The organism is Sphingobium agri (assembly GCF_023051225.1).
Classification (GTDB): Bacteria; Pseudomonadota; Alphaproteobacteria; order Sphingomonadales; family Sphingomonadaceae; genus Sphingobium; species Sphingobium agri.
This window is the reverse complement of sequence record NZ_JALKHS010000006.1, coordinates 184,932-204,630: the sequence shown is the minus strand read 5'-3', so window position 1 is coordinate 204,630 and position 19,699 is coordinate 184,932. Positions and strand designations below refer to the sequence as shown.

The window sequence follows — 19,699 nt, the reverse complement described above, 5'->3', positions numbered from 1 at the left end:
GTTTAGGATCGCCACGTGGGACGTGGTATACTGGCGCATCCCGGCTTCGACTCCGTCCATGGCGGCCGTGACTGAGAGACTACTCAAACCGAAGTAGGCAGGCTCAACAAGGCTTTCGACGACCTGGCGGCGCCGTAAAGACGCGGGGCAAGCCCCCTGGCTTGTTCAGTCCACAGAAGGAAACTGCGATTCCTGGAACTCGCTTTTAAATCGAAGCGCTCCTCAACCGGAGGTGAAAATATGTCTGATGCGCAAGGAGGGCGCAGGCGCTTTAGCGCCTTTCGATCGGCAGCTGAAGAAGTAGGGATGGCTGTCAAACGAAACGCGGCAGCAGAAGGCCGTTTAAAATACGTGCTTCAGCAGAAAGCCGCATCACCAACGGCTTCCCAGAAGCGTGAACAAAGGAATGTCTCAGCAATGAATATTGAAAACACTGATCTGGAACGCCGGGTACTGGCCCATGAACGCATTTTACGGGCCTTGATCCGTCATATCGCAGAAGAGCAGCCCGACATTCTGATGCGCCTCAAACAAACGTTCAGCAGAGGTCATGTCTTGGGGGAGGATGAACAGGATTATGTGTCCACGCAGCAGTATGGTGACCAATTCATCAGGGAGATTGAACTGGCGATAGCGCGACAGGCCGACACAGTATAAAGCCGCGAGGGCCTGCACTAAAAGCTCGCGCTTTACCGAACATACGGCGGTGCGGGCTCTTCGTTCCCCTACCTCGAAATGCCACCGCCCTCGTTCTCCCATTCGTCGAGAGCAGTGGCGAGTTCATCTCTCCTTCCCCTGCTCCACCAAGGCTGACCGCGCAACTCATTGTCAGCAGCCTTTGCCCGCGAACGCCCGTGGCGTTCGGCCAGCCAAATCCCGGCAGCGACGATTTTCTCATAGCCGAAGATCGATGCGGCACTGGCTATTCCAGCAGCAGCGCGGATGACATAATCTGCCCATTCGGCATGTCCCGCCTTGTTTTTAGTATCAATAATCATGATGCACTCCGGGTCAGCAAGCGGGAGCGCTCGAGTCTCTCAGTCACGGGATGCTTGCGACTAGAACCGGGTGATGTTTCACCTTATCACAATTGAGCGAACCCGAAGAGTCTTGTTTTACCCGCATTACGTAGAGAGCGGATGGACGTTCCCACCTGGTCGGAAATAGCCGGTTCAGGGCAAACGCGTAACTCGATATGGCCATCGTAAGACAGATCGCCTCTTCTGTAATAAGAATTCCAAAGAATTTTTTGGTAGCATGATATTAAAGTGAATAGCAAAAAAGTCGTTTCAGCTCCAAAGGTTAACGATATTTAAGGTCTAGGATAGATTTAAAGCTATCTATTTCAGAAAAACGAGTTCACAACATTGGTGCGACCCAGAAGGATTTCAAAAGAATTCTTCTACTGACCCGGCCGTTTTAGGATGGCCGGGTCATTTTTAGCGGGCATGGCTCTATCCGCCTGCGGGACCCATCGCCCGGATCTTCCACATGCGGATCCCCTTGCTCATCGTAGCCAGCGTAGACTCACGGAAGATCCCACGGGTTGGGCCTTTACGATCCCGCCGCTCTGAGGCTCTGTCGTGGGCCAAGCCCATTCCCTCCGTACCAGGCGTACCAATTCGCCAGCATGGGATGAGAGGCGATGGCTGTCACTCGAAATGGAACAACATTGATCCAAGCGCCCTGTAGGCAAGTTCAATGACCATCGAAAAGCTTATTGGTCCAGCGCGGCGCTGGTGTCAGCCATTGTCGCGCCACGTTCACCCATCGGCTCTTCCGGCCCAGTAGTCGTGTCGCGCGAGGTCTGCCGCTCAACCTCGGCATTGACTAGAGCCCCAATCAGCATGGCGTATGCGGAAACATAGAGCCACATGAGAAGGACTACGACAGCGGCAAGCGAACCATAGGTTGCGTCGTAATCCCCAAGCCAGCTTGCATAGAGGCCAAAGCCGAGCGTCGTCAGAAGCCACAGCAGCGTTGCCAAGCCGGAGCCCAGACTAAGCCATTGCCAGCGTGCATCCGCTCGGTCTGGAGCAAAGCGATACATCGCTCCGAGCGCTAAGCTGCACAGCGCGGCGGCTATGGTCCAGGTGATTGCCTGCAGGGCCACGGCACCAACGGTTCCAAGGCCTTCTACAAGCCCTTGGGCGAAATTGAGCATCGATGCAGCGACGATGCCGATCAAGCCCACGATAACGGCGCCAGCGGCAAGCGCAGCAGCAATCAGAGCCGTCCGGATCAAGGATCGACGGTCCTCCTGCTCATAGATGATGTTCAATGATCCGATCATTGCCCCTGAGGCACGGGACGCGCCGTAGATCGAGACCGCCAGTGCCAGAAGAAGGGCGATTCCTTTCTTTTCAGCTGCGCTTGTGGTGAGCTGCGTTAGCTGTTCGTATATCAGTCGTGCCGCATCGGCTGGCACAAGGTCCACGATAGCACGCATATGCTTGGCGACCGTAGCTGGATCAGCGACGAGACCGTAGGTCATGACGAGTGAACCGAGAAGAGGAACAAAGGAGAGGAAAGCGTAAAAGGCTACGCCAGCGGAGAGCAGGCTGAGATTATGCCGCCCGCTGTTCACCCACGCCCGCTTCAAAATGGGCTTCCAACCGGCCCAAGGGATCTGGCGCGGCGTTTCTGCAAGCGCGCCCTTTTCGGTAGCACCTACCTGGTCCCTGGGCCCTGACATCTGCCGATCCTTTCATTGCAGATAGCAGGACTGGCCGGAGCCAGATCAGTTCCTCGACTGGGCGAAAAGACGGAAGGTATGTCGGCCATCTCATTTTCTTTGGCGGCCAATCGCCTGCCGGCGACCCAGCGGGCGGCGACGCGCCATCTACGGTCATTCAGGCTGCGAGGTGCGCAACCTGAAAGCTGTCGCGGTATTCGCGTCTCGAGCATGTGAGGTGCTGCTCGGCTGGCAAGCTTGTCAGCGTCCCTGGTAGGGCGCATATGAGGCTAATTGGCGCTCTCGCTTCGGGAGTCCCAACTCGCAGATGGTAGCGCTGGCTCCGGCTTGTGAAAGCGACAATATGATCGCGGACCAGCGACAGGAAAGTCGGGCTTAAGCCATGACAGCTAAAGACGTACAATTCTCCCAACAGGCCCGCGAGGGCATGGCACGGGGCGTCAACATCCTTGCCGACGCAGTGCGCGTTACACTTGGCCCCAAGGGCCGCAACGTTCTGATCAATAAAAGCTACGGAGCGCCCCGGATTACCAAGGATGGCGTGACCGTCGCCAAGGAAATCGAGCTTGCCAATAAGTTTGAAAACATGGGCGCGCAAATGATGCGCGCCGTAGCATCCCGAGCGCATGATCACGCTGGAGACGGGACCACCACCGCCACCGTACTCGCGCAGGCGATCGTTCGAGAGGGTATGAAGGCGGTATCCGCCGGCATCGACCCCATGGATCTCAAGCGCGGCATCGATCTCGCTGTCACCGCCGTGGTGACCGAACTCAAGGCGCGATCCAAGCCCGTTGCGAACAACCAGGAGATTGCTCAGGTGGGCATCGTCTCGGCCAATGGCGATGAGGTCGTCGGAAACAGGATCGCCGAGGCCATGGAAAAGGTGGGCAAGGAGGGCGTGATCACGATCGAGGAGGCCCCCGGGATTGAGTTCGCATTGGATGTGGTCGAAGGCATGCAGTTCGACCGGGGCTATCTGTCGCCCTATTTTGTCACTGACAGCGAGAAGATGTCGGTCGAGTTAGAGGATCCGTATATCCTGATCCATGAGAAGAAAATGGGGAACGTGCAGGCGATGCTTCCCGTCCTGGAGGCGGTAGCAAAGGCGCACCGATCGCTTCTTATCGTCGCCGAGGATGTTGAAGGCGATGCGCTCTCGACGTTGGTGGTCAACAAGTTGCGCGGCGGGCTCAAGGTCGCGGCGGTAAGGGCGCCGGGTTTCGGTGATCGTAGCAAGGCGATGCTCGAAGATCTTGCGATCTTGACGGCGAGTAACGTTGTGACCGAGGAACTTGGCGTCAAGCTGGAGAATGTCACGCTCGAAATGCTGGGCACCGCAAAGCGTGTGTCGATCTCGAAGGACACGACCATGATCGTCTACGGGGCCGGCAGGCCCGACGCCATTCAGGGCCGTGTTGAAACGATCCGACGGCAGATCGAGACTGCGACAAGCGACTATGACCGGGAAAAGCTGCAGGAGCGGCTCGCTAAGCTGGCCGGGGGCGTTGCCGTCATAAAAGTCGGCGGGGCATCCGAACTCGAAGTCAAGGAGCGGAAGGATCGGGTCGAGGACGCGCTGCACGCGACGCGGGCAGCGGTCGAAGAGGGTATATTGCCGGGCGGCGGCACCGCCCTGCTTTATGCGTCGAAGGCGCTGGACGCTATCTGTCCCGTCAATGATAATCAGCGGCGTGGCATCGAAATCGTCCGCCGGGCGCTGCAGGCGCCAGTTCGCCAGATCGCCGAGAATGCAGGTTTTGATGGCGGCGTGGTCGCCGGTAGACTCCTGGATGGGAAAGACGAGAATCTTGGCTTCAACGCGCAAAGCGACCAATATGAAAATCTTTTCCAATCCGGCATCATCGATCCTACCAAGGTTGTGCGAACCGCGTTGCAGGATGCCGCGTCAGTCGCCGGGCTGCTGATCACCACAGAAGCGGCAATTGCTGATCGCATGGAGGGCGGCAGCAGTGCCGATGGTGCGCATTCAGGCATAGGATTCTAGGGCAGCGGCATTTTCCCTCCGTGCTCCGACGAATAGATGCGAGTGATGGAGCGGCCTGTGATATAACAGACCATCACCCTGATCGTGCCGCAGGCATATCGTGACAGAGAGACCATCGTGCTCCCGCCTGCAACCGGGAGATATTCAGTGTCTGCTGCCCTAGACAGCGCTCTTCTCGATGAGGGAAAGCGATCATGACCATCCGCACGACACGCAAAACGGCAACGTTCACAGCGCCATTTCAACTGCCGGGGTTCGCAGAACCGTTGCCAGCAGGTTCCTACGAAGTGGAAACTGACGAAGAGATGCTGGAGGGCAACGGCCATACAGCCTATCATCGGGTCGCTACTACGCTGCGGGTCGAAAGAGGATCAGTCGTCGAGCATCATCCGATCGATCCGGCGCATCTCGCCGCGGCACTGGAACGCGATCAACGGGCGCGATCCACTGCACTGCCGTCCGCGGCCGTGACAGAGCAGGCCCCGACATCTGACACTGCACGACCTGGTCGCGCCCGTTGGGTTTCTCTGTGGGTCCGGAATGCTCCGCCGGGCGGAAGCCGGTAGGCCCGCCATGTCCAACAGCTCAGCCATGTGCAGACGAGAGGCGGCGCACCATCGACAGGTCGCTACCGCATCGCCTCTTGATAAGGTGCGTCAGAGAGCGCTGAAGGCCGCAAGCGCTTGGGAGACTGAGGCTGTCCAGGCTGAGGCCCGCGAGGCGGGAGCGCCTGTCGCCCTCAGCCCCGAAGACGCAGCGATTGCTCTGGAATTCCGGTTGGAAGAGGAGGATGAGGCTCGGAGCCGCGCTGGCGATGAGGGAGATAGCCTCCTCACCCCCGGCCGTGGCGAGGAGAAGTTCTGATGAACGGAGAGGTGGAGCAATTTGGCTGGTGGGTGGCCGCACAGCATGGGCGGCCTGCCTGATCGGCCCTGATCGACGAGTTGGCAGGCGCTTTTGAAGCACCCGCCCCCCCAAATCAGCTTTTCAAGGTAACGATGCCGAGCGCACCGGGTTTCTGCGACGGGTTGGAAGCATTCTGCTTTTTGGTTTTCTCCGCCTTTGGTTTGCGAACTTCACGGTTGGATCTTTTCTGGCTTTTGGCCATGATGTGTTCCTCTGCATTGGACGTCAGATGTAGGGGTTGTACTGCTTCGCTTATTCAGGTGCGTTTCGGGGAGGCACCCGGTGTCACATTGTTGCTCTTTCTCAAGGCCATGAGGTTGTCGAGCGCACCGTTCAATCGCTGCCTCTCGACCGTAGACAGCGCTTCTCCACGTGCTAGTGCGTCGCGGGCAGCATAGAGGAGATTGTGAAGTTCCTGTAGCTTGTCGAGGCCTCCGCCTGGTCCGGGCATCGATCGAACCTCGGTACTCGCCAATCCTTTTTGTGTAGCATCCATTTTTCTGCCAATCGCTGTAAAGTTGGGTCAGCTCAATTGTTTAGCAATATGATGGCTACTGTTGCTGCTATCACCATGAGCAGGCCGTTGATTATGGCCGCACGCATCGTGGTATCGTCACGAAATAGATCAGCGCACCATTGCAGCTTAGTGAGCCGGAGAGGCTTGGGTCTCGATGACGTAGCAACGCCAATTGCCGTTCCACCCTCATTCTCCCAGCTGTCGATCGCCGACGTTAGCTGGCGCTTACGGTCACGCGAAATGGCAGCCGCGCTCCGCGATCGTTCTCGCGCGGCTCCAAGGGCGAGCCACCGTCGTTCGGCATTAGCCTGACTGCGGGCCTGGCGAAGTGATAATGATGGATTAGAGCTTTCATTTGCGGACATTGTGCACTCCTCGCCAAACGGGAGCGCCTGTGTCTCTCAGCCCCGGCCTGTCTGGATGAGTCGAACCGGGATACGTCACAATAGCACATCGCCATCGGGGACAAGAGTGCTTTCTGTTCGGCATCGGAGTGCAAACGGAACAGCTTGTCCGTTCCAGCCATCATCGCGAGGATTGACGTCGCGCCTGCCATTGATCGAGCAGCTGCAGGGACGGAGTCACGGTGATGCCATGTAGAACGATGGAAACGAGAATGACGAGGGCAGCGACGCTCCAGAGCCTCTCCGCCTCGGGGAAGTTGGCTTGATTGAGGGCGAAGGCGAGATAGTAGATCGTGCCCACACCCCGTATTCCGAAGAAGGAAATTACGAGCTTCTCCCGCCACGGAAGTTCCAATGCGGCAAGGCTGATGAGACCAGCGAATGGGCGAACGACGAGGATTGTCAGGGCGGTGAATAAGATCGTCCAAATATCCAGATGCGCGAATAGCCCTGCATGGGTGATCATGCCGCCGAACAGCACCAACACCAGCATCATCAACAGGCGTTCGGCTTCTTCGGCGAATGCATGCAGACGATGATGGTAGCTGTGGTCGCGGCTGGCATGGCGAAGGCAAAGCGCCGCGACGAAGACGGCGAGAAAGCCATACCCATGTGCCAGCTGCGTGAGACCATATGCAAGGAGCGCGGCGCCCAAGGCTACGAAACCGTCACCTGTTCGGGACAGCTTGGCGGCGTTGGGCAGGTGGAAAGTAACGAAGCCCAGGCCCATTCCAATGACATAGCCCATGCCGAGACCAGCAAGAACCTTCCAGATCACGTCAACGATGAGCCAGTGTCCAAACGCTTGGGTTCCAAAGGACAGGCCCGCCAGCGCAATTGCGAGGTTGACAAAGGGAAACGCAAGCCCATCGTTCAGTCCCGCTTCGGACGTGAGCGCGAAACGGGCCTCATCTTCTTCCCCCTCCCCTGGTGCGCCGACCTGGACGTCGCTCGCGAGCACCGGATCTGTGGGGGCAAGACTCGATGCCAGGAGCAGGGCGGCCGCGAGGCCGAGCCCCAGAAGGGAGGAGGCGAGTGCAGCAACGAGCAGGATGGTGATCGGCATTGCAATCGCGAGGAGACGCCAGGTGAGGACCCAGCGGCGAAGACCGACGAGCCGGTCGATCTTGAGACCCGCGCCCATGAGCGCGACCACAACCACAAACTCGCTCAGGCGCTCCACCAGGACGGGGTACTGCAGTGGATGAACCGCGAATGGTCTTAACCGCGGCATCGTAAACAGGGCTGCGCCGATGGCCACGCAGAAGATCGGCAGCGACAAAGGCATCTTCCGCAGGGCCATCGGAATCCAGGCGGTCATCAAAATGATGGCGCCCATACCGGTCAGGATCTGGACGTAGAATCCAGAATCGAGCATTGATAGTCTCTCCCGAAACGAGCGAGCTTTTTTGGAACCGACCCAAGCCGCGCAGCTACACCATTAAGTCAGCGTGACGTTCACGTGGACGTCCATGCCGATAAAGTCGTCCGCTGCGCCAATGTACCCACCAGTGACCGGCATGATCTGCTTGTTACACCTGCCAACTGCGACGGGAATAAGGTTCGCTGAGCCGGTGCGCCGGTGCGTAGGGTCAAATGCGATCCACCCGGCCGCTGGAAGGTAGACTTCCGCCCAGGCGTGCGTTGATCCTGCATCATGCAGGAGTTGGTCTGGATCATGCAAATAGCCGGAGACGGCACGGCCGCCAAAGCCAAGGTGGCGAACCGCCTCGATGAATAGAGCCGCCATGTCTCGGCAGGATCCACTCCCCATCGTTAAAGTTTCCAGCGGACCTTGTGTTCCATCCTCGTCTCGGGTTCGGTAGGCGATCGCATCGGCGATGCCATTGTTGATGTCTTTCAGCAGCGACAACGTGTCTGTCGGACATGCGCGAACGAAAGCGCGTACCCAATTATCAAACCTTCCGCCATTATCCGGATGTTGCGCCTTTAGGAGAGCGCCCAGATCGGCCCTTTCTTCTTCTGAATAAGTGAAAGGGTAGGAGTGAGCGCCTGGCGCGATCCGGAAGATGGGCCATGCCGAAGCAAACTGCTCCACCGTGACGTCCGTTGATATGACGAGTTGGTCCGCAGAGCCCGAAAAGCAGGCGGTCGCAACCAGGTTCCCAAACACGTCTTGCGTCCATTCGACCTCTGCTTCCGGCGTCAGACGGATAGAACTCGCCAACACCCTCAGATCGTGCGAACTGCGCGGCACAAGCATCAGGCGATGCGGTTGCAGGCCCACAGCATCCCGATAACGAAAGGTGGTTTCATGGCGTATTTGGAACTTCATGACCCCCCAACGCTCAATCCGACCATAGGGTGCGTCTTAATCGATCTGGACTCCCCAGTTGCTGCTTCAGACGCTTTGTTTATCCGCGCCCGAGGAGCGGGAGCCGACATTCTCCTGGCGGCCCGTTTCTGGCGTTCTGCGATGCAGGGCGAGCAAACAGTGCATGTCAGCTGACAGGAGCTGCCGTCCCACATGTCGCTTGTGGGGGCAGAAATGTCCCAGACCAAGTCGTAATCTGAAGGTCCGCTCCTAGGCGTGACGATATCGCGTTAAACGGCTTGGATTGGCGCGTTGCTGCCAGGCAGCTTCGCGCTCAGCGAATGGCAAGTTGTGTCAGAATCTGCCGTTCCGAGCCCGATCGGTGAACGGCGTATTCTGGTCGGCACGAGCCCCACAGCATGTCCGGCGCATCCTCGTGAGCGAGCGTTCTGCAGATGGCCAAAGTGGCCATAGGAGAACGATCATGGAGATGCCTGAAACAGAACTAACCGCCACCAAACGCCCGGTCTGGAATGCCGGAAGGACCGTAGGTGCAAAGCGGGCTCTGAAGCCGAAGCAGATTTGGGAAATTCGTTTCTACCTCAATCAGCGCCGCCGCCTGCGAGATCGGGCGCTGTTCGATCTGGCGATCGACAGCAAGCTTCGGGGCTGCGATCTGGTGCAAATGAAGATCGGCGACCTTGTCAGCGGCGGACATATCCGAACGCGGGCAATCGTGATGCAGCAGAAGACCGGCCGGCCCGTTCAATTCGAACTGCTGCCAGATGCTCGGGCCAGCCTGCTGGCATGGCTCGAACGCCGGGGCGGCACGGTGGACGATTATGTGTTCCCGAGCCGGGTTGATCACAATGGGCACCTGAGCACACGACAATATGTTTGGCTTGTCGACGAATGGGTCACAGGTGTCGGTCTGATGCGGAGCGAGTATGGTACGCACTCGCTTCGGCGAACGAAAGCATCGATCATCTACACGGCTACGGGCAATCTGCGGGCCGTCCAGATACTTCTTGGTCATAGCAAGATAGAGAATACGGTGCGCTATCTCGGGATCGACGTGGAGGACGCGCTTGCCCTCGCCGAAAACACCGAAATCTGATCGTACTGGCGCCCGCGTCCGGGTAGAGCCGGACACGGGCGCTGGGACTTTTCTGACATTCGCGGGCGAAAGACTGGATGGCAAGTTTGCTCCGGAGCGGACATACTGCGCCTGCCCAGCCGATACGCGTCGCAACAAAGCTTGGCCGCTTGCTGCCAGCCCGCCTTCCGGCGAAGGTCGGCACAGCTGCCGTAAGCGACTGCCCTTCAAGCGGCAATTGTCGACAAGGCGCGGTCGTTCGGCTCCGATCCGATTACGGCCTTCTTATCACAAGCTGCCGAACAGAGCGGCAAGAACGGACAATCAGCCGGGCAATGAATGAGAGTCAGCCTGAGCGCCGCGCGCAGGTATTATGAGGAGCTGACTGCTCAGTGCAACATTGCCAGGAGCGTCGTGGCCAATTCATCTTTACGAAACGGCTTCGTCAACCTTGGGCGATCCGCATCGACGCCAGTCGTTTCGGCATAGCCGGACACTAAGAGAACAGGAAGTCCAGGGCGGATGCGTTGCACATGGCGGGCAAGCTCGGTGCCGGTCATGCCCGGCATGAGGTGATCGGTAACGATGACATCGAATGCCTGATCACGTTCCAGCATTCGCACCGCCTCATCAGCAGAACTCGCTTCGATCACGGCGAAGCCGAGATCGGCGAGCATGTCGGCGGTGCTCATTCGCACCAACTCTTCGTCATCGACAAGGAGGGCTACTCCGCGGTCCGATCCTTCTTCTTCAAACCGGCTTACGTTCGACGGCAGATTCGCGTCCTCGTTGCTGACGGGGAGCCATAGCTCGACAGTGGTGCCCATTCCCGGTTGGCTTTGAATTGTCAGCGCTCCACCCAGCTGGGAAGCCAGACCGTGCACCGATGACAGGCCGAGGCCAGTGCCTTGGCCGATGCCCTTGGTTGAGAAGAATGGCTCGATTGCGCGGGCGAGCGTCGCCTCATCCATCCCCATACCCGTATCGGCGACCGAAAGGCGAATATAGGTTCCGCTAGCGAGCTGCGATCGATGGTCGCCGTCTACAGTCTCCGTGCTCGCCGTTATTCGCAGCGTACCCCCGTCCGGCATCGCATCGCGTGCGTTCACCGAAAGGTTCAAAAGCGCCATTTCCAATTGGTTCGGGTCCGCTCGGGCCGGTGGCAGGTCTTCGGCGACATCCACGACAACCCTGATCTGTGGCCCCGTAGTGCTCTCGACCAAGTCACCCATTCCGGCGACGAGCGCCGCCACGTCGACAGACACGGCTTGGAGCGGCTGACGCCGTGCAAACGCTAATAATCGCTGAACAAGTATCCGGGCGCGTTCCGCTGATTGGGCCGCGCCAGCGATCAGTCGCTGCTCACGCTCGCTACCTATCCCCCTGCGCTGAAGCATGTCGAGAGAACCGACGATCGGCGTCAGAAGATTGTTGAAGTCGTGGGCAACGCCACCGGTGAGCTGCCCCATCGCTTCCATCTTCTGGCTCTGGCGCAGCGCGTCCTGGGCGCGGGCCAGCTCCGCCTCCCGCGCCTTTGCGTGGCTGAGATCGCGTCCGATCGCGATAAAGTTCACACCATCGGGTTCGGGCGCCACCGTCCACTCGATTGGCTTCCACCCGCCATCGCGTGTGCTGATGCGGTTTTCAAAACGTGTAGGCTGCCCCGTACCCCGCATATTTTCGATTGCCGCCAGCGTGGGCGGAGCATCGTCCGGATGCATGAAAGTGGCATAGCCGTTTAAGAGCAATTCGCGCTCAGACCAGCCCAGGACTTGCGTCCAAGCGGGACTTACCGCTGACATCATGCCGCCATAGTCGGCCCGGGCGAGCATATCCTGCGACAGGTTCCACAGTCGGTCGCGCTCCGCCACACGCGCTTCGACCTGTAGCTCAAGTGTTTCGTTCAGCTCGCGCAGGCGCGCCTCGCTTTCACGAAGTGCATGCTCGCCCCGGGCTCGCTCGACGGCGCTGCGCGTGCGCTCCGCGAACTCGCGGATAAGCGCAAGGTCGGCATCGCTCCAGTTCCGCACTTTCCCGTCGTTGACGAAGAACACCGCCGCGAGCCGTCCGCGCTCCAAGACAGGCGCGTTCACGAAGGAACGTGTGGACTTGGCTTCCAGCGCGTCGGCGGCGGCGCCGGAAGTCTGCGGATCAGACCGAGCATCGGCTATTACTGTGAACTCGCCGCGTTTGAGGCTGTCGATAAAGTAGCCATAATCCCTCAGCGGAGTAACTCCGGCGAGGCTCTGGACCCCAGGCGCCGTCCAGTCACGATCGACGTGCAGCGTTTCGGCGTCGTGATCTATTGCGCCGTACCCGACGCGCGTAACGCACAGCGTTTCACCGAGGATGCGCGCGGCGGCACTGGCGATGCCGGCCGGCTCCTGTACATCCTTCAGTGCCTCCGCGAAGTCGACCAGAGCCACGCGCCGGATCTCGGCCGCCTTCCGCTCGGTGATCTCCAGCACGCTACCTGCGACACGAAGACAACGGCCTGCTGCGTCAAACACACCACGGCCTTTGGCAGCGACCCAACGCTCGACGCCGTCTTCCTTCCCGATCGTGCGATATTCGACGTCATACAAGGCACGTGTGGCCGGGTCGGCGGCGGCAGCGTAAGCCAAGCTCGTCGCTTCGCGATCGTCAGGGTGTAGTCCACTGTAGAAGTCGGCCATCGTGACCGGAACGTCCGGTGAGATACCAAACATCGCCTTGGTACGTGCCGGCCAGATCAAGCGGTCGTTGACAACATCCACATCCCAAAAGCCGATCTCGGCATTCTCGACCGCTAGTCGGAGCCGTTCCTCGCTTTCGCGAAGCTGCGCGGTTGTGTCGCGCAATTGGTATTGGCGGTCTCTGGCCTTGAGGGACGAGCGTATCGCGCCGAGCATCGCCTCCGCGTGAAGAGGACGCTCCAGCAGTACGACATTGCCGAGCTCTGCAAGGCGATCGGTAGCGGATATCGACCGGGGCGAGCGTGATCCGTTGGCCAGCACCACGAAGGGGACGTCCGACCAGGCAGGCTGAGCTGCAACCCACGAGGCGAGCTCGGAAAGCGGCGACGTCGCCAACGCCTCTTCGGTGATCAGAACCGTGCCCGCGCCTTGTTCGAGCAATTCAACGAGGTGGGACTGATCAGAGCAAACCTGCGCGTCGATGTCGTGTCGTGCCAGGAGCTCGGCGGCGATGGCGGCGTCCCTACCGCGGGGAGCAAGGATCAGAACCCGCTTGAGCATGTCAATCGCGCGGGCTTTCCGGATCGATCTGACTAGCCATCAACGTATCCCGCGTGCCAGAGAAAATGGGCACGCCCGTCAGAACGCCTTGGAACCTGTTTAGTGGCTCACCCAATCGCAGCCCGTCGCTGCCGATCTGAAACTCCCGGATCGTCCTTTCGTGCCGCGCCGTCCGCGTTTTAATCACCGAGATGGCTTGGCGGACCTCGCCCAACGCCTCGAAGTAGCGCAACTGGACAACCGTGTCGGAGAGGTAGCTGAGATCCACGTCCGTCCGAATATCGCCAGCGATGCCGTGGAGGCCGAGGATAAGAAGGCTGACGACGCCCTTTTGACCGAGATAGCTCAGCATCTCGTGCATCTGGATAATGAGAAACTGCTCGTTGGGCATCGCTTGGAGGTAAGCGTTGAGACTGTCGACCGCGACCATGGTCGCCCCGCTCTCAACCGCTTCCTGAATGCGACCAGCGAACTCGCCCGGCGACATCTCGGCCGGATCGATGGCCCGCAGTTCGAGCAGGCCGCTGTCGATGTGCGGCTGAAGGTCTAGACCAAGCGCAGTGCTCCGCGTGAGCAGCGTCGACGCGCGCTCATCGAACAGAAAGTAGGACGCTTTCTCGCCGCGCTTGAGCGCCGCCTCAACGCACTGGATCGACGCCGTCGTCTTGCCGACTCCTGCGGGTCCCGAAAACAGCGTGGCGGTTCCGGGCACAAGACCGCCGCCGAGCAGCGCATCCAGCTCAGGCGAGCCGGTCGAGACAGGTTCACTGCTTTTCCGGGTGGTGTGATCCGCAGCGACCAGCCGCGGGTACACACACAATCCACCCCGCTCGATTTCGAAATCGTGATAGCCACCCCTGAACTCGCGCTGGCGCATCTTCACGACATGCAGGCGACGCCGCTGAGCGCCGAAACTCGCCAACGTCTGGTCGAGCGAGATCACGCCATGGGCGATACTATGCAGTTGGAGGTCATTCCCGCTCGCGCCTTTGTCATCGAGGACGAGCACCGTGCAGGCACGCGTCGAGAAGAAGTGCTTGAGCGCGAGGATTTGACGGCGATAGCGGATAGGGCTCTGCGCCAGCAATCGCAGTTCGGAAAGGCTGTCAAGGACAAGGCGTGCAGGACGGATTTTGTCTACCTTCGCCATGATATCGCGGACCGTTTCTCCGAGCTCGACCTCGCTGGGGTGCAGCAGCGTCTGCTCATGATCCTCGCCGAAACCGTCCGGCGGAACCATCTCGAAGAGGTCAACACCATCCAGTGACCAGCCATGCGCTTCGCCGACGGCGCGCAGTTCGACTTCGGTTTCCGCTAACGTGATGTAGAGGACGGTCTCTCCCAGAGCGGCGCCGGCGAGCAGGAAGCGCATTGCCAGCGTCGTCTTGCCCGTGCCTGGTGTGCCTTCCACTAGGTACATGCGATCGGGCGTGAGGCCGCCGTTAAGAATATGATCCAGGCCGCTTGTGCCGGTCGAAGCTAATCCGGTCTCTCTATTGTTGGGCGCCACTCTCGCTCCTCCTTTGCAGCCGCCCACGCGCAGGCTCGGCCGCCGAAGGTTGGGTCAAACCAATATGATAGCGTCATCGGCGAACGGAAGCGATCATAACTTCGTTCGTGGTAACGCCTTCGGCCCGTACGACGCCCGTCTTTGCCTTGGTCTTTCCGTTTGCGGGCCTCGGATAGCTCGTGCCGAAATGTCCGGAATTGAGGCGCATTGCTGCGAAACAGTTTCACGACGACCGAGCGGAAGCTTTTGTCGGAAGCCGTCATTAAAGGCGCGACCGGCGAACGACCCATCTTTGGTCGACTGCTGCCGGAGGCGAGCGCCGGATCATGGTACGTTGCTACCATTCCTGTAAGTGCGCGCGAACGGCGGCTTTCGGCAGGAGTGGACATGCGAGTTTTCCTTTCCGCCACGTCAGAACCACAAGAGTTGGCCGGCTGCTGCCAGGGGCGGGAGCAAGGATATGCGCCCGCCTCTGTCCGTTCATGGCTTTGCTGCAACCGGGAGGCGGAATGGCGCGCCCAGCCGATTGAATGCATTCATGGCCGCAATGACGAGCGTAAGGTCGACCAGATCCTTCGGTGCAAAGGCGGCCTCCGCAGCCGCATAGGCGTCGTCGGAGGCGTGGGTGGTGCTGACGTTCGTCACTTCCTCGGCCCATGCGAGCGCGGCGCGATATTGGTCGGGGAACAGGTGCGGCACCTCCGCCCAGACGGGGATCAGCGCAACCTTGTCGACCGGCATGGTCCTGAGCAGGTCGCGGGTGTGCATGTCGATGCAATGGGCGCAGCCGTTGATCTGCGATACCCGTAAGAAGACCAGGTGGATCAGTTCCTCGGGAAGATCTGTCTTCTTCGTCACATAGTGGTGAACCCCGAACAGCGCCTTCGCGCCTTCGGGCGCGACTTCGGACCAGTTTAAACGTGTCATCTCGGTCATGATGCTTTCCTCGTCATGGCGCCGGTCGTCGGCGCTCACCGGCTTGACGAGGTAGGCAGGCGCGCCGTGACATGGCGGAGCGTTTTTTTCGATCCCGCCGTCGCCCATGTCACACCGGCCGCAGTCATCTCGTCATGTAGGCGGACACCTTGCATGGGAGGCATGGACATGAAGATTGTTATCATCGGCGGCACGGGACTGATCGGTCGGCCTCTCGTTGACCTTCTGCAAGCGCAGGGTCATGACGTCGTCACCGCCTCGCCGAGCAAGGGCATCGACGCGCTGACCGGCGCAGGCCTGGCCCAGGCGCTCACGAATGCCTCAGTCGTCGTCGACGTCAGCAATGCGCCCTCGTTCGAGGATGACGCCTGCCCTGCCTTCTTCCGCGGCACTACTGCCAACCTAATGGAAGCGGCGCGCGGCGCTTGTATTCGCCATTTCGTCGCGCTGTCGGTGGTGGGCACGGATCGCCTTCAGGCGTCGGGCTATTTTCGTGCCAAACTGGCTCAGGAGGAGCTGATCGCCGCAAGCGGCGTGCCCTACACGATCGTGCGCGCCACCCAGTTCTTCGAATTCCTGTCCACCATCGCCGATGGCTACACGCAGGACGGAACCGTGTTCCTGCCCGGAATTGCGCTTCAGCCGCTCGCCGCCGGCGACGTGTCGGCGTTGCTTGCCAAGATAGCCATAGCCGCTCCGGCCAATGGCATCGTCGAAGTTGCGGGCCCTGAGCGCGCGCCTCTGGCCGAATTTGCGGGCAGCTGGCTTGGCGCATACGACGACCCTCGCGGGATCGTCGTGACCACCGCAAGTGAGTATTTCGGCGCGCCGGCCGACAACCGTACGTTGGTGCCGGGCGCAGGCGCGAGGGTCGCGCTTACGCACTTCAACCAGTGGCTCGCCGCTCAATCCCGGGAGCGTGCGGCATGAGCCGGCGCTTCCCCCTCGCGCTGGCCGCGGCGCTCGGCAGCGGAGCTGCCGTAAATGGTGTCTTCATGCTGATCTCGCCCGCCAACTGGTATTTCGCAGTGCCGGGTGTCACCACCACCGGCCCGTTCAACCAGCATTTCGTGCGAGACATCGGGCTGATTTTCCTGCTGGTCGCTGTAGCGATGCTCACGGGCGTCGTGCGGCCGGCGGCGCGCCTACCGCTCTGGTCCGCCGCCGCGCTTTGGCTGGCGGGCCATGCGCTGTTCCACTTCTGGGAAGTGGCGGTGGGTATCTGCGGCACCGGCGCACTCGCGCGGGATTTTCCTGCGGTGACGCTGCCGGCTATACTTACGACCGCGCTTGCCCTGTGGGCTTGGCGCGATACGGCGCGTGAGAGCCGCCGACCGCACTCGGTGGAGGACGCGCGTGCCGCACAGGGATGAATACCTCGCTGATTTCGAGGCTCAACGACCACGGTTGTTGCGCCTCGGATACCGTATGCTCGGCTCGGTCAGCGAAGCGGAGGATATCGTTCAGGAGGCGTGGCTGCGTTGGTCGGCAAAAGTGGAAAGCGTCGATGCTCCGGCTGCTTATTTGACCCGCATCGTCACCCGCCTCTGCCTCGACCAACTCAAGTCCGCCAGTGCGCGCCGGGAGACCTATATCGGTGCCTGGTTGCCCGAACCGCTAATGGGCACCACCGAGCCCGACGAGACGATCGCCGACGACGTGACACTTACCCTGATGCTGGCGATGGAGCGCCTGTCCCCACTGGAACGAGCCGCCTTCCTCCTCCACGACGTGTTTGGCGTGGCGCTGACGGATATAGCTACGACCTTGGGGCGCGAGCCCGCCACGGTCCGTCAGCTTGCTTCGCGCGCGCGCAAACATGTGCAGGATGCTCGGCCGCGTTTCACGGTGGAAGCGAGCGAGGCTGATCGAATCGCTAGGGCCTTCTTCACCGCTTCGCGGGACGGGGACACGGACACGCTGTCTGCGCTGCTCGCGCGCGACGTCGAGATTTATTCGGATGGCGGCGGCAAGGTGATCGCCTTCCGCAATATCGTGCGCGGAATTGATCGGGCGCTTCGCTTGTTCGCTGGGCTGCGGCGCAAATATACATCGATGCCGACGCTCCTGCGCACCGCGACGATCGACGGGCTGCCCGGTTATGTCAGTATCGATCGAGGCGATGTGCTCCAGACGACCGCGCTCGACGTGCGTGAGGGGCAAATTGCGGCGATCTACATTGTTCGCAATCCTGACAAGCTGCGCCATCTTGCGGCAGCTTTTGACACGAGCAGCCGCTAGCAACCCTGCCCTTAATGTCTTGGACTGGTCGGCGCCTGCCGGCAGTCGAATGCCGCATCGTGGGACAAAGCCGCCGTTCTCCGCTCGTCACTTGAATGACGGCTTGCGGCAAGAGCAGCCGCTTGAGGCTACTTCGAATATCATCTTTGGTAGACTGAGGTTGGTCTCATCTGCCGCTAGCGGCACCGCCGACATGGCATCATCCGCGCCGACGCTAAAACGCGTTTCTGCGTCGACCATGATCTGCGGCATGATCCTATAGCCATAGCCGGCAAAGATGCCGCCGACCAAAGAGTTTAGCTCCCTGCCCGAACTTATCGTTGGATGGTCACCAGGCATTCCCTCGTTTGTGCCACGTCACCCAATAAACGGCCAACAGGCCCACGACAGCCGATGCGAGCGAGGCAAGAAGAATTCCCAGCTTCGCCGCAGCCAGCAGCGTCGAAGGATAAGCCAGGTTCGCAATGAAAAAGGACATAGTGAAGCCTATCCCCGTCAGGAAGGCGCCGGCCGTGAGGAAAGACCAGTTCAGGCCTGCTCCGAGCGTTGCTAGGCCGGAACGCAGCACCAGCCAGCTGAAGAGCAGAACTCCTATCGGCTTGCCGAAGACCAGCGCGACAAAGATTGCGACGGTGACAGGTTGGATGTCGGACGTTGAAAACGCGACCCCCGCATTGGCCAGAGCGAAGAGAGGCATGATTGCGAACCCCACCCAAGGGTGCAGCATCATTTCCAACCGCTCCAACGGCGATAGGGATTCGCTGATGGCGCGGCCCGCTTCCACAAGGTCGCGGCGGTCCGATGTGTCGCCACTCCACTCATGATCACGCGGCTCCATGACGTTCCCGAGGATGGCGCGCACAGGATCCTAACGTACAAGCGATGGATCTCCTCCGATTTTTGGTGGCTCAGTTCAGGGGCTTTCGAACCCCCTGTCCGGGTTTTCGCTGAGCAGCCTGTCCTCTTCGCTGGGCAACCTCTCATTTTGGAGAGCGGCCATGTCCGCAATGATGCGCGTTCGTTCGCGACGAGCTTCGCGTTGTTCGGCGGCAACAGCCACGGTGCCCCATGCCTTGGCCGCTTTCTCGGCCACGCGGCGGATGTTTTCCAACACCGCATTGATCGCGCGATCACGCTGGATGATCTCCTGCATACGGCAAAAGGTCGATGAAAGTTCCATGGGATGTCCTTTCAAAAGCTCAATGCCCAGGTGGCCAAGATCAGGAGGGCTTTTGGTCACGTCTGGCCTGAGCAACTGCGTCGCTCAACTTCGAGTAGCGATAATCCTTGTAGCGATAGTGATCGACCCGAACGCGAGTGATCTCGTAATGAGCCATCTGCTCGGCCGCAGCGGCTTCGTCTAGTTCAGAAGGATCGTTCATCCTGGTTGCTCCTGCGACTGAACACCGGCCCGCAGCACATCAAGCTTCGCCTTTTGCTGGCGAAGGACGCGAGAGCGATTTGCATAGGTGTTGTAACGCATCCCTACCCGCCCATCGGCAAAATCGCTGGCCAGCTTGCTTTCCATGCGACGAACCTGAGCCTCGAGCGTCTCGACATCATTGGCGGAAAGTGCGGGAGTTGGCGTCGGGGACTTCGCTCCGGCGACGTGACCGCCTTCATTCTCCCAATTGTCCTCGCGCAGGGATCGCGCGGCGTCACCCTCCGCACCGCTGGATTGCGGGGTCATGGGAAGATCGAGTGGAAGAACCGCGCTGTCCGTACTCGTTTCGCCAATAGATAAAAAGGACATCGTTCGTCTCCATCATGAGCGGGAGCACGAACTATCTCTCGGCCGCATTCGAGCCCTGGGCATTGGAGTGCGGTAAATTCGATATGGGGTGTGCACTGCGAAATACCATGGGCGGAGAGGCC

20 protein-coding genes are annotated in these 19,699 nt (G+C 60.1%); 7 read left to right on the top strand and 13 right to left on the bottom strand.

Going from position 1 to position 19,699, the window contains the following annotated elements; all coding sequences use genetic code 11:
- Nucleotides 1-240 precede the first annotated feature (240 nt).
- Nucleotides 241-657 (top strand): hypothetical protein, encoded by a 417-nt coding sequence (locus MU848_RS04270; RefSeq protein WP_141397866.1) that lies wholly within the window; start codon nt 241-243, stop codon nt 655-657.
- 68 nt (nt 658-725) lie between these two features.
- On the opposite strand, the gene MU848_RS04265 is transcribed toward MU848_RS04270, so the two are convergent.
- Nucleotides 726-998 (bottom strand): hypothetical protein, encoded by a 273-nt coding sequence (locus MU848_RS04265; RefSeq protein ID WP_097093049.1) that lies wholly within the window; start codon nt 996-998, stop codon nt 726-728.
- 719 nt (nt 999-1,717) lie between these two features.
- The gene (locus MU848_RS04260; protein ID WP_230463165.1) at nt 1,718-2,695 is read right to left on the bottom strand and encodes a YihY/virulence factor BrkB family protein; all 978 of its coding nucleotides are present in this window, start codon (nt 2,693-2,695) and stop codon (nt 1,718-1,720) included.
- Nucleotides 2,696-3,077: 382 nt separating this feature from the next.
- Between MU848_RS04260 and groL the strand changes: the two genes are divergently transcribed.
- Together groL and MU848_RS04250 are read left to right on the top strand one after the other, a co-directional pair.
- Nucleotides 3,078-4,703, top strand: a complete 1,626-nt coding sequence (gene groL / locus MU848_RS04255) for a chaperonin GroEL (protein ID WP_196224416.1) — start codon at nt 3,078-3,080, stop codon at nt 4,701-4,703.
- A 573-nt stretch (nt 4,704-5,276) separates the two neighbouring features.
- Entirely contained in the window at nt 5,277-5,567 is a 291-nt protein-coding gene (locus MU848_RS04250; RefSeq protein ID WP_196224417.1) for a hypothetical protein, read from the top strand.
- A gap of 115 nt (nt 5,568-5,682) precedes the next feature.
- Here the strand turns inward: MU848_RS04250 and MU848_RS18970 are convergent, their stop codons facing one another.
- From MU848_RS18970 to MU848_RS04240, 3 genes are all read right to left on the bottom strand, one after another.
- Nucleotides 5,683-5,811, bottom strand: coding sequence for a hypothetical protein (locus MU848_RS18970; RefSeq protein WP_255254834.1), 129 nt, complete (start codon nt 5,809-5,811; stop codon nt 5,683-5,685).
- Nucleotides 5,812-6,651: 840 nt separating this feature from the next.
- Entirely contained in the window at nt 6,652-7,908 is a 1,257-nt protein-coding gene (locus tag MU848_RS04245) for a cation:proton antiporter (RefSeq protein ID WP_196224419.1), read from the bottom strand.
- A 63-nt stretch (nt 7,909-7,971) separates the two neighbouring features.
- Nucleotides 7,972-8,826, bottom strand: a complete 855-nt coding sequence (locus tag MU848_RS04240) for a transglutaminase family protein (RefSeq protein ID WP_196224420.1) — start codon at nt 8,824-8,826, stop codon at nt 7,972-7,974.
- A gap of 463 nt (nt 8,827-9,289) precedes the next feature.
- Between MU848_RS04240 and MU848_RS04235 the strand changes: the two genes are divergently transcribed.
- Complete coding sequence (locus MU848_RS04235; RefSeq protein ID WP_247230399.1) at nt 9,290-9,922, top strand: tyrosine-type recombinase/integrase; 633 nt, start codon at nt 9,290-9,292, stop codon at nt 9,920-9,922.
- 368 nt (nt 9,923-10,290) lie between these two features.
- Here MU848_RS04235 and MU848_RS04230 read toward each other — a convergent pair whose 3' ends face one another.
- The 3 genes from MU848_RS04230 to MU848_RS04220 all read right to left on the bottom strand — a co-directional run bounded on the left by MU848_RS04230 (nt 10,291) and on the right by MU848_RS04220 (nt 15,583).
- Nucleotides 10,291-13,137, bottom strand: coding sequence for a PAS domain-containing protein (locus MU848_RS04230; protein WP_247230397.1), 2,847 nt, complete (start codon nt 13,135-13,137; stop codon nt 10,291-10,293).
- Nucleotide 13,138: 1 nt separating this feature from the next.
- Entirely contained in the window at nt 13,139-14,647 is a 1,509-nt protein-coding gene (locus tag MU848_RS04225; RefSeq protein WP_315862415.1) for an ATPase domain-containing protein, read from the bottom strand.
- Between the two features lie 480 nt (nt 14,648-15,127).
- Complete coding sequence (locus tag MU848_RS04220; protein ID WP_247230395.1) at nt 15,128-15,583, bottom strand: carboxymuconolactone decarboxylase family protein; 456 nt, start codon at nt 15,581-15,583, stop codon at nt 15,128-15,130.
- A 168-nt stretch (nt 15,584-15,751) separates the two neighbouring features.
- Between MU848_RS04220 and MU848_RS04215 the strand changes: the two genes are divergently transcribed.
- The 3 genes from MU848_RS04215 to MU848_RS04205 are packed head-to-tail and all read left to right on the top strand — an operon-like array spanning nt 15,752 to nt 17,824.
- A complete protein-coding gene (locus tag MU848_RS04215) occupies nt 15,752-16,513 on the top strand; it encodes an SDR family oxidoreductase (protein WP_247230393.1) in 762 nt (253 codons plus the stop codon).
- Nucleotides 16,510-16,956 (top strand): hypothetical protein, encoded by a 447-nt coding sequence (locus tag MU848_RS04210; protein WP_247230391.1) that lies wholly within the window; start codon nt 16,510-16,512, stop codon nt 16,954-16,956. Before MU848_RS04215 ends, MU848_RS04210 begins: the two co-directional genes overlap by 4 nt.
- Nucleotides 16,940-17,824, top strand: coding sequence for a sigma-70 family RNA polymerase sigma factor (locus tag MU848_RS04205; RefSeq protein WP_315862414.1), 885 nt, complete (start codon nt 16,940-16,942; stop codon nt 17,822-17,824). The genes MU848_RS04210 and MU848_RS04205 overlap by 17 nt, the downstream gene beginning before the upstream one ends.
- Nucleotides 17,825-17,911: 87 nt before the next feature.
- Here the strand turns inward: MU848_RS04205 and MU848_RS04200 are convergent, their stop codons facing one another.
- From MU848_RS04200 to MU848_RS04180, 5 genes are read right to left on the bottom strand one after another with little or no spacing between them, the layout of a single operon-like run.
- Nucleotides 17,912-18,115: a hypothetical protein gene (locus tag MU848_RS04200; RefSeq protein ID WP_196224430.1), complete on the bottom strand. Its 204-nt coding sequence runs from the start codon at nt 18,113-18,115 to the stop codon at nt 17,912-17,914.
- Nucleotides 18,116-18,152: 37 nt separating this feature from the next.
- Nucleotides 18,153-18,686, bottom strand: a complete 534-nt coding sequence (locus MU848_RS04195; RefSeq protein ID WP_247230388.1) for a Na+/H+ antiporter NhaA — start codon at nt 18,684-18,686, stop codon at nt 18,153-18,155.
- A gap of 51 nt (nt 18,687-18,737) precedes the next feature.
- Nucleotides 18,738-19,004 carry a hypothetical protein gene (locus MU848_RS04190; RefSeq protein ID WP_196224432.1) on the bottom strand — a complete coding sequence of 89 codons (267 nt, stop codon included), beginning with the start codon at nt 19,002-19,004 and terminating at the stop codon, nt 18,738-18,740.
- 40 nt (nt 19,005-19,044) lie between these two features.
- Nucleotides 19,045-19,206 carry a hypothetical protein gene (locus MU848_RS04185; RefSeq protein WP_196224433.1) on the bottom strand — a complete coding sequence of 54 codons (162 nt, stop codon included), beginning with the start codon at nt 19,204-19,206 and terminating at the stop codon, nt 19,045-19,047.
- Nucleotides 19,203-19,577 (bottom strand): hypothetical protein, encoded by a 375-nt coding sequence (locus MU848_RS04180; RefSeq protein WP_196224434.1) that lies wholly within the window; start codon nt 19,575-19,577, stop codon nt 19,203-19,205. The genes MU848_RS04185 and MU848_RS04180 overlap by 4 nt, the downstream gene beginning before the upstream one ends.
- Nucleotides 19,578-19,699: the final 122 nt, after the last annotated feature.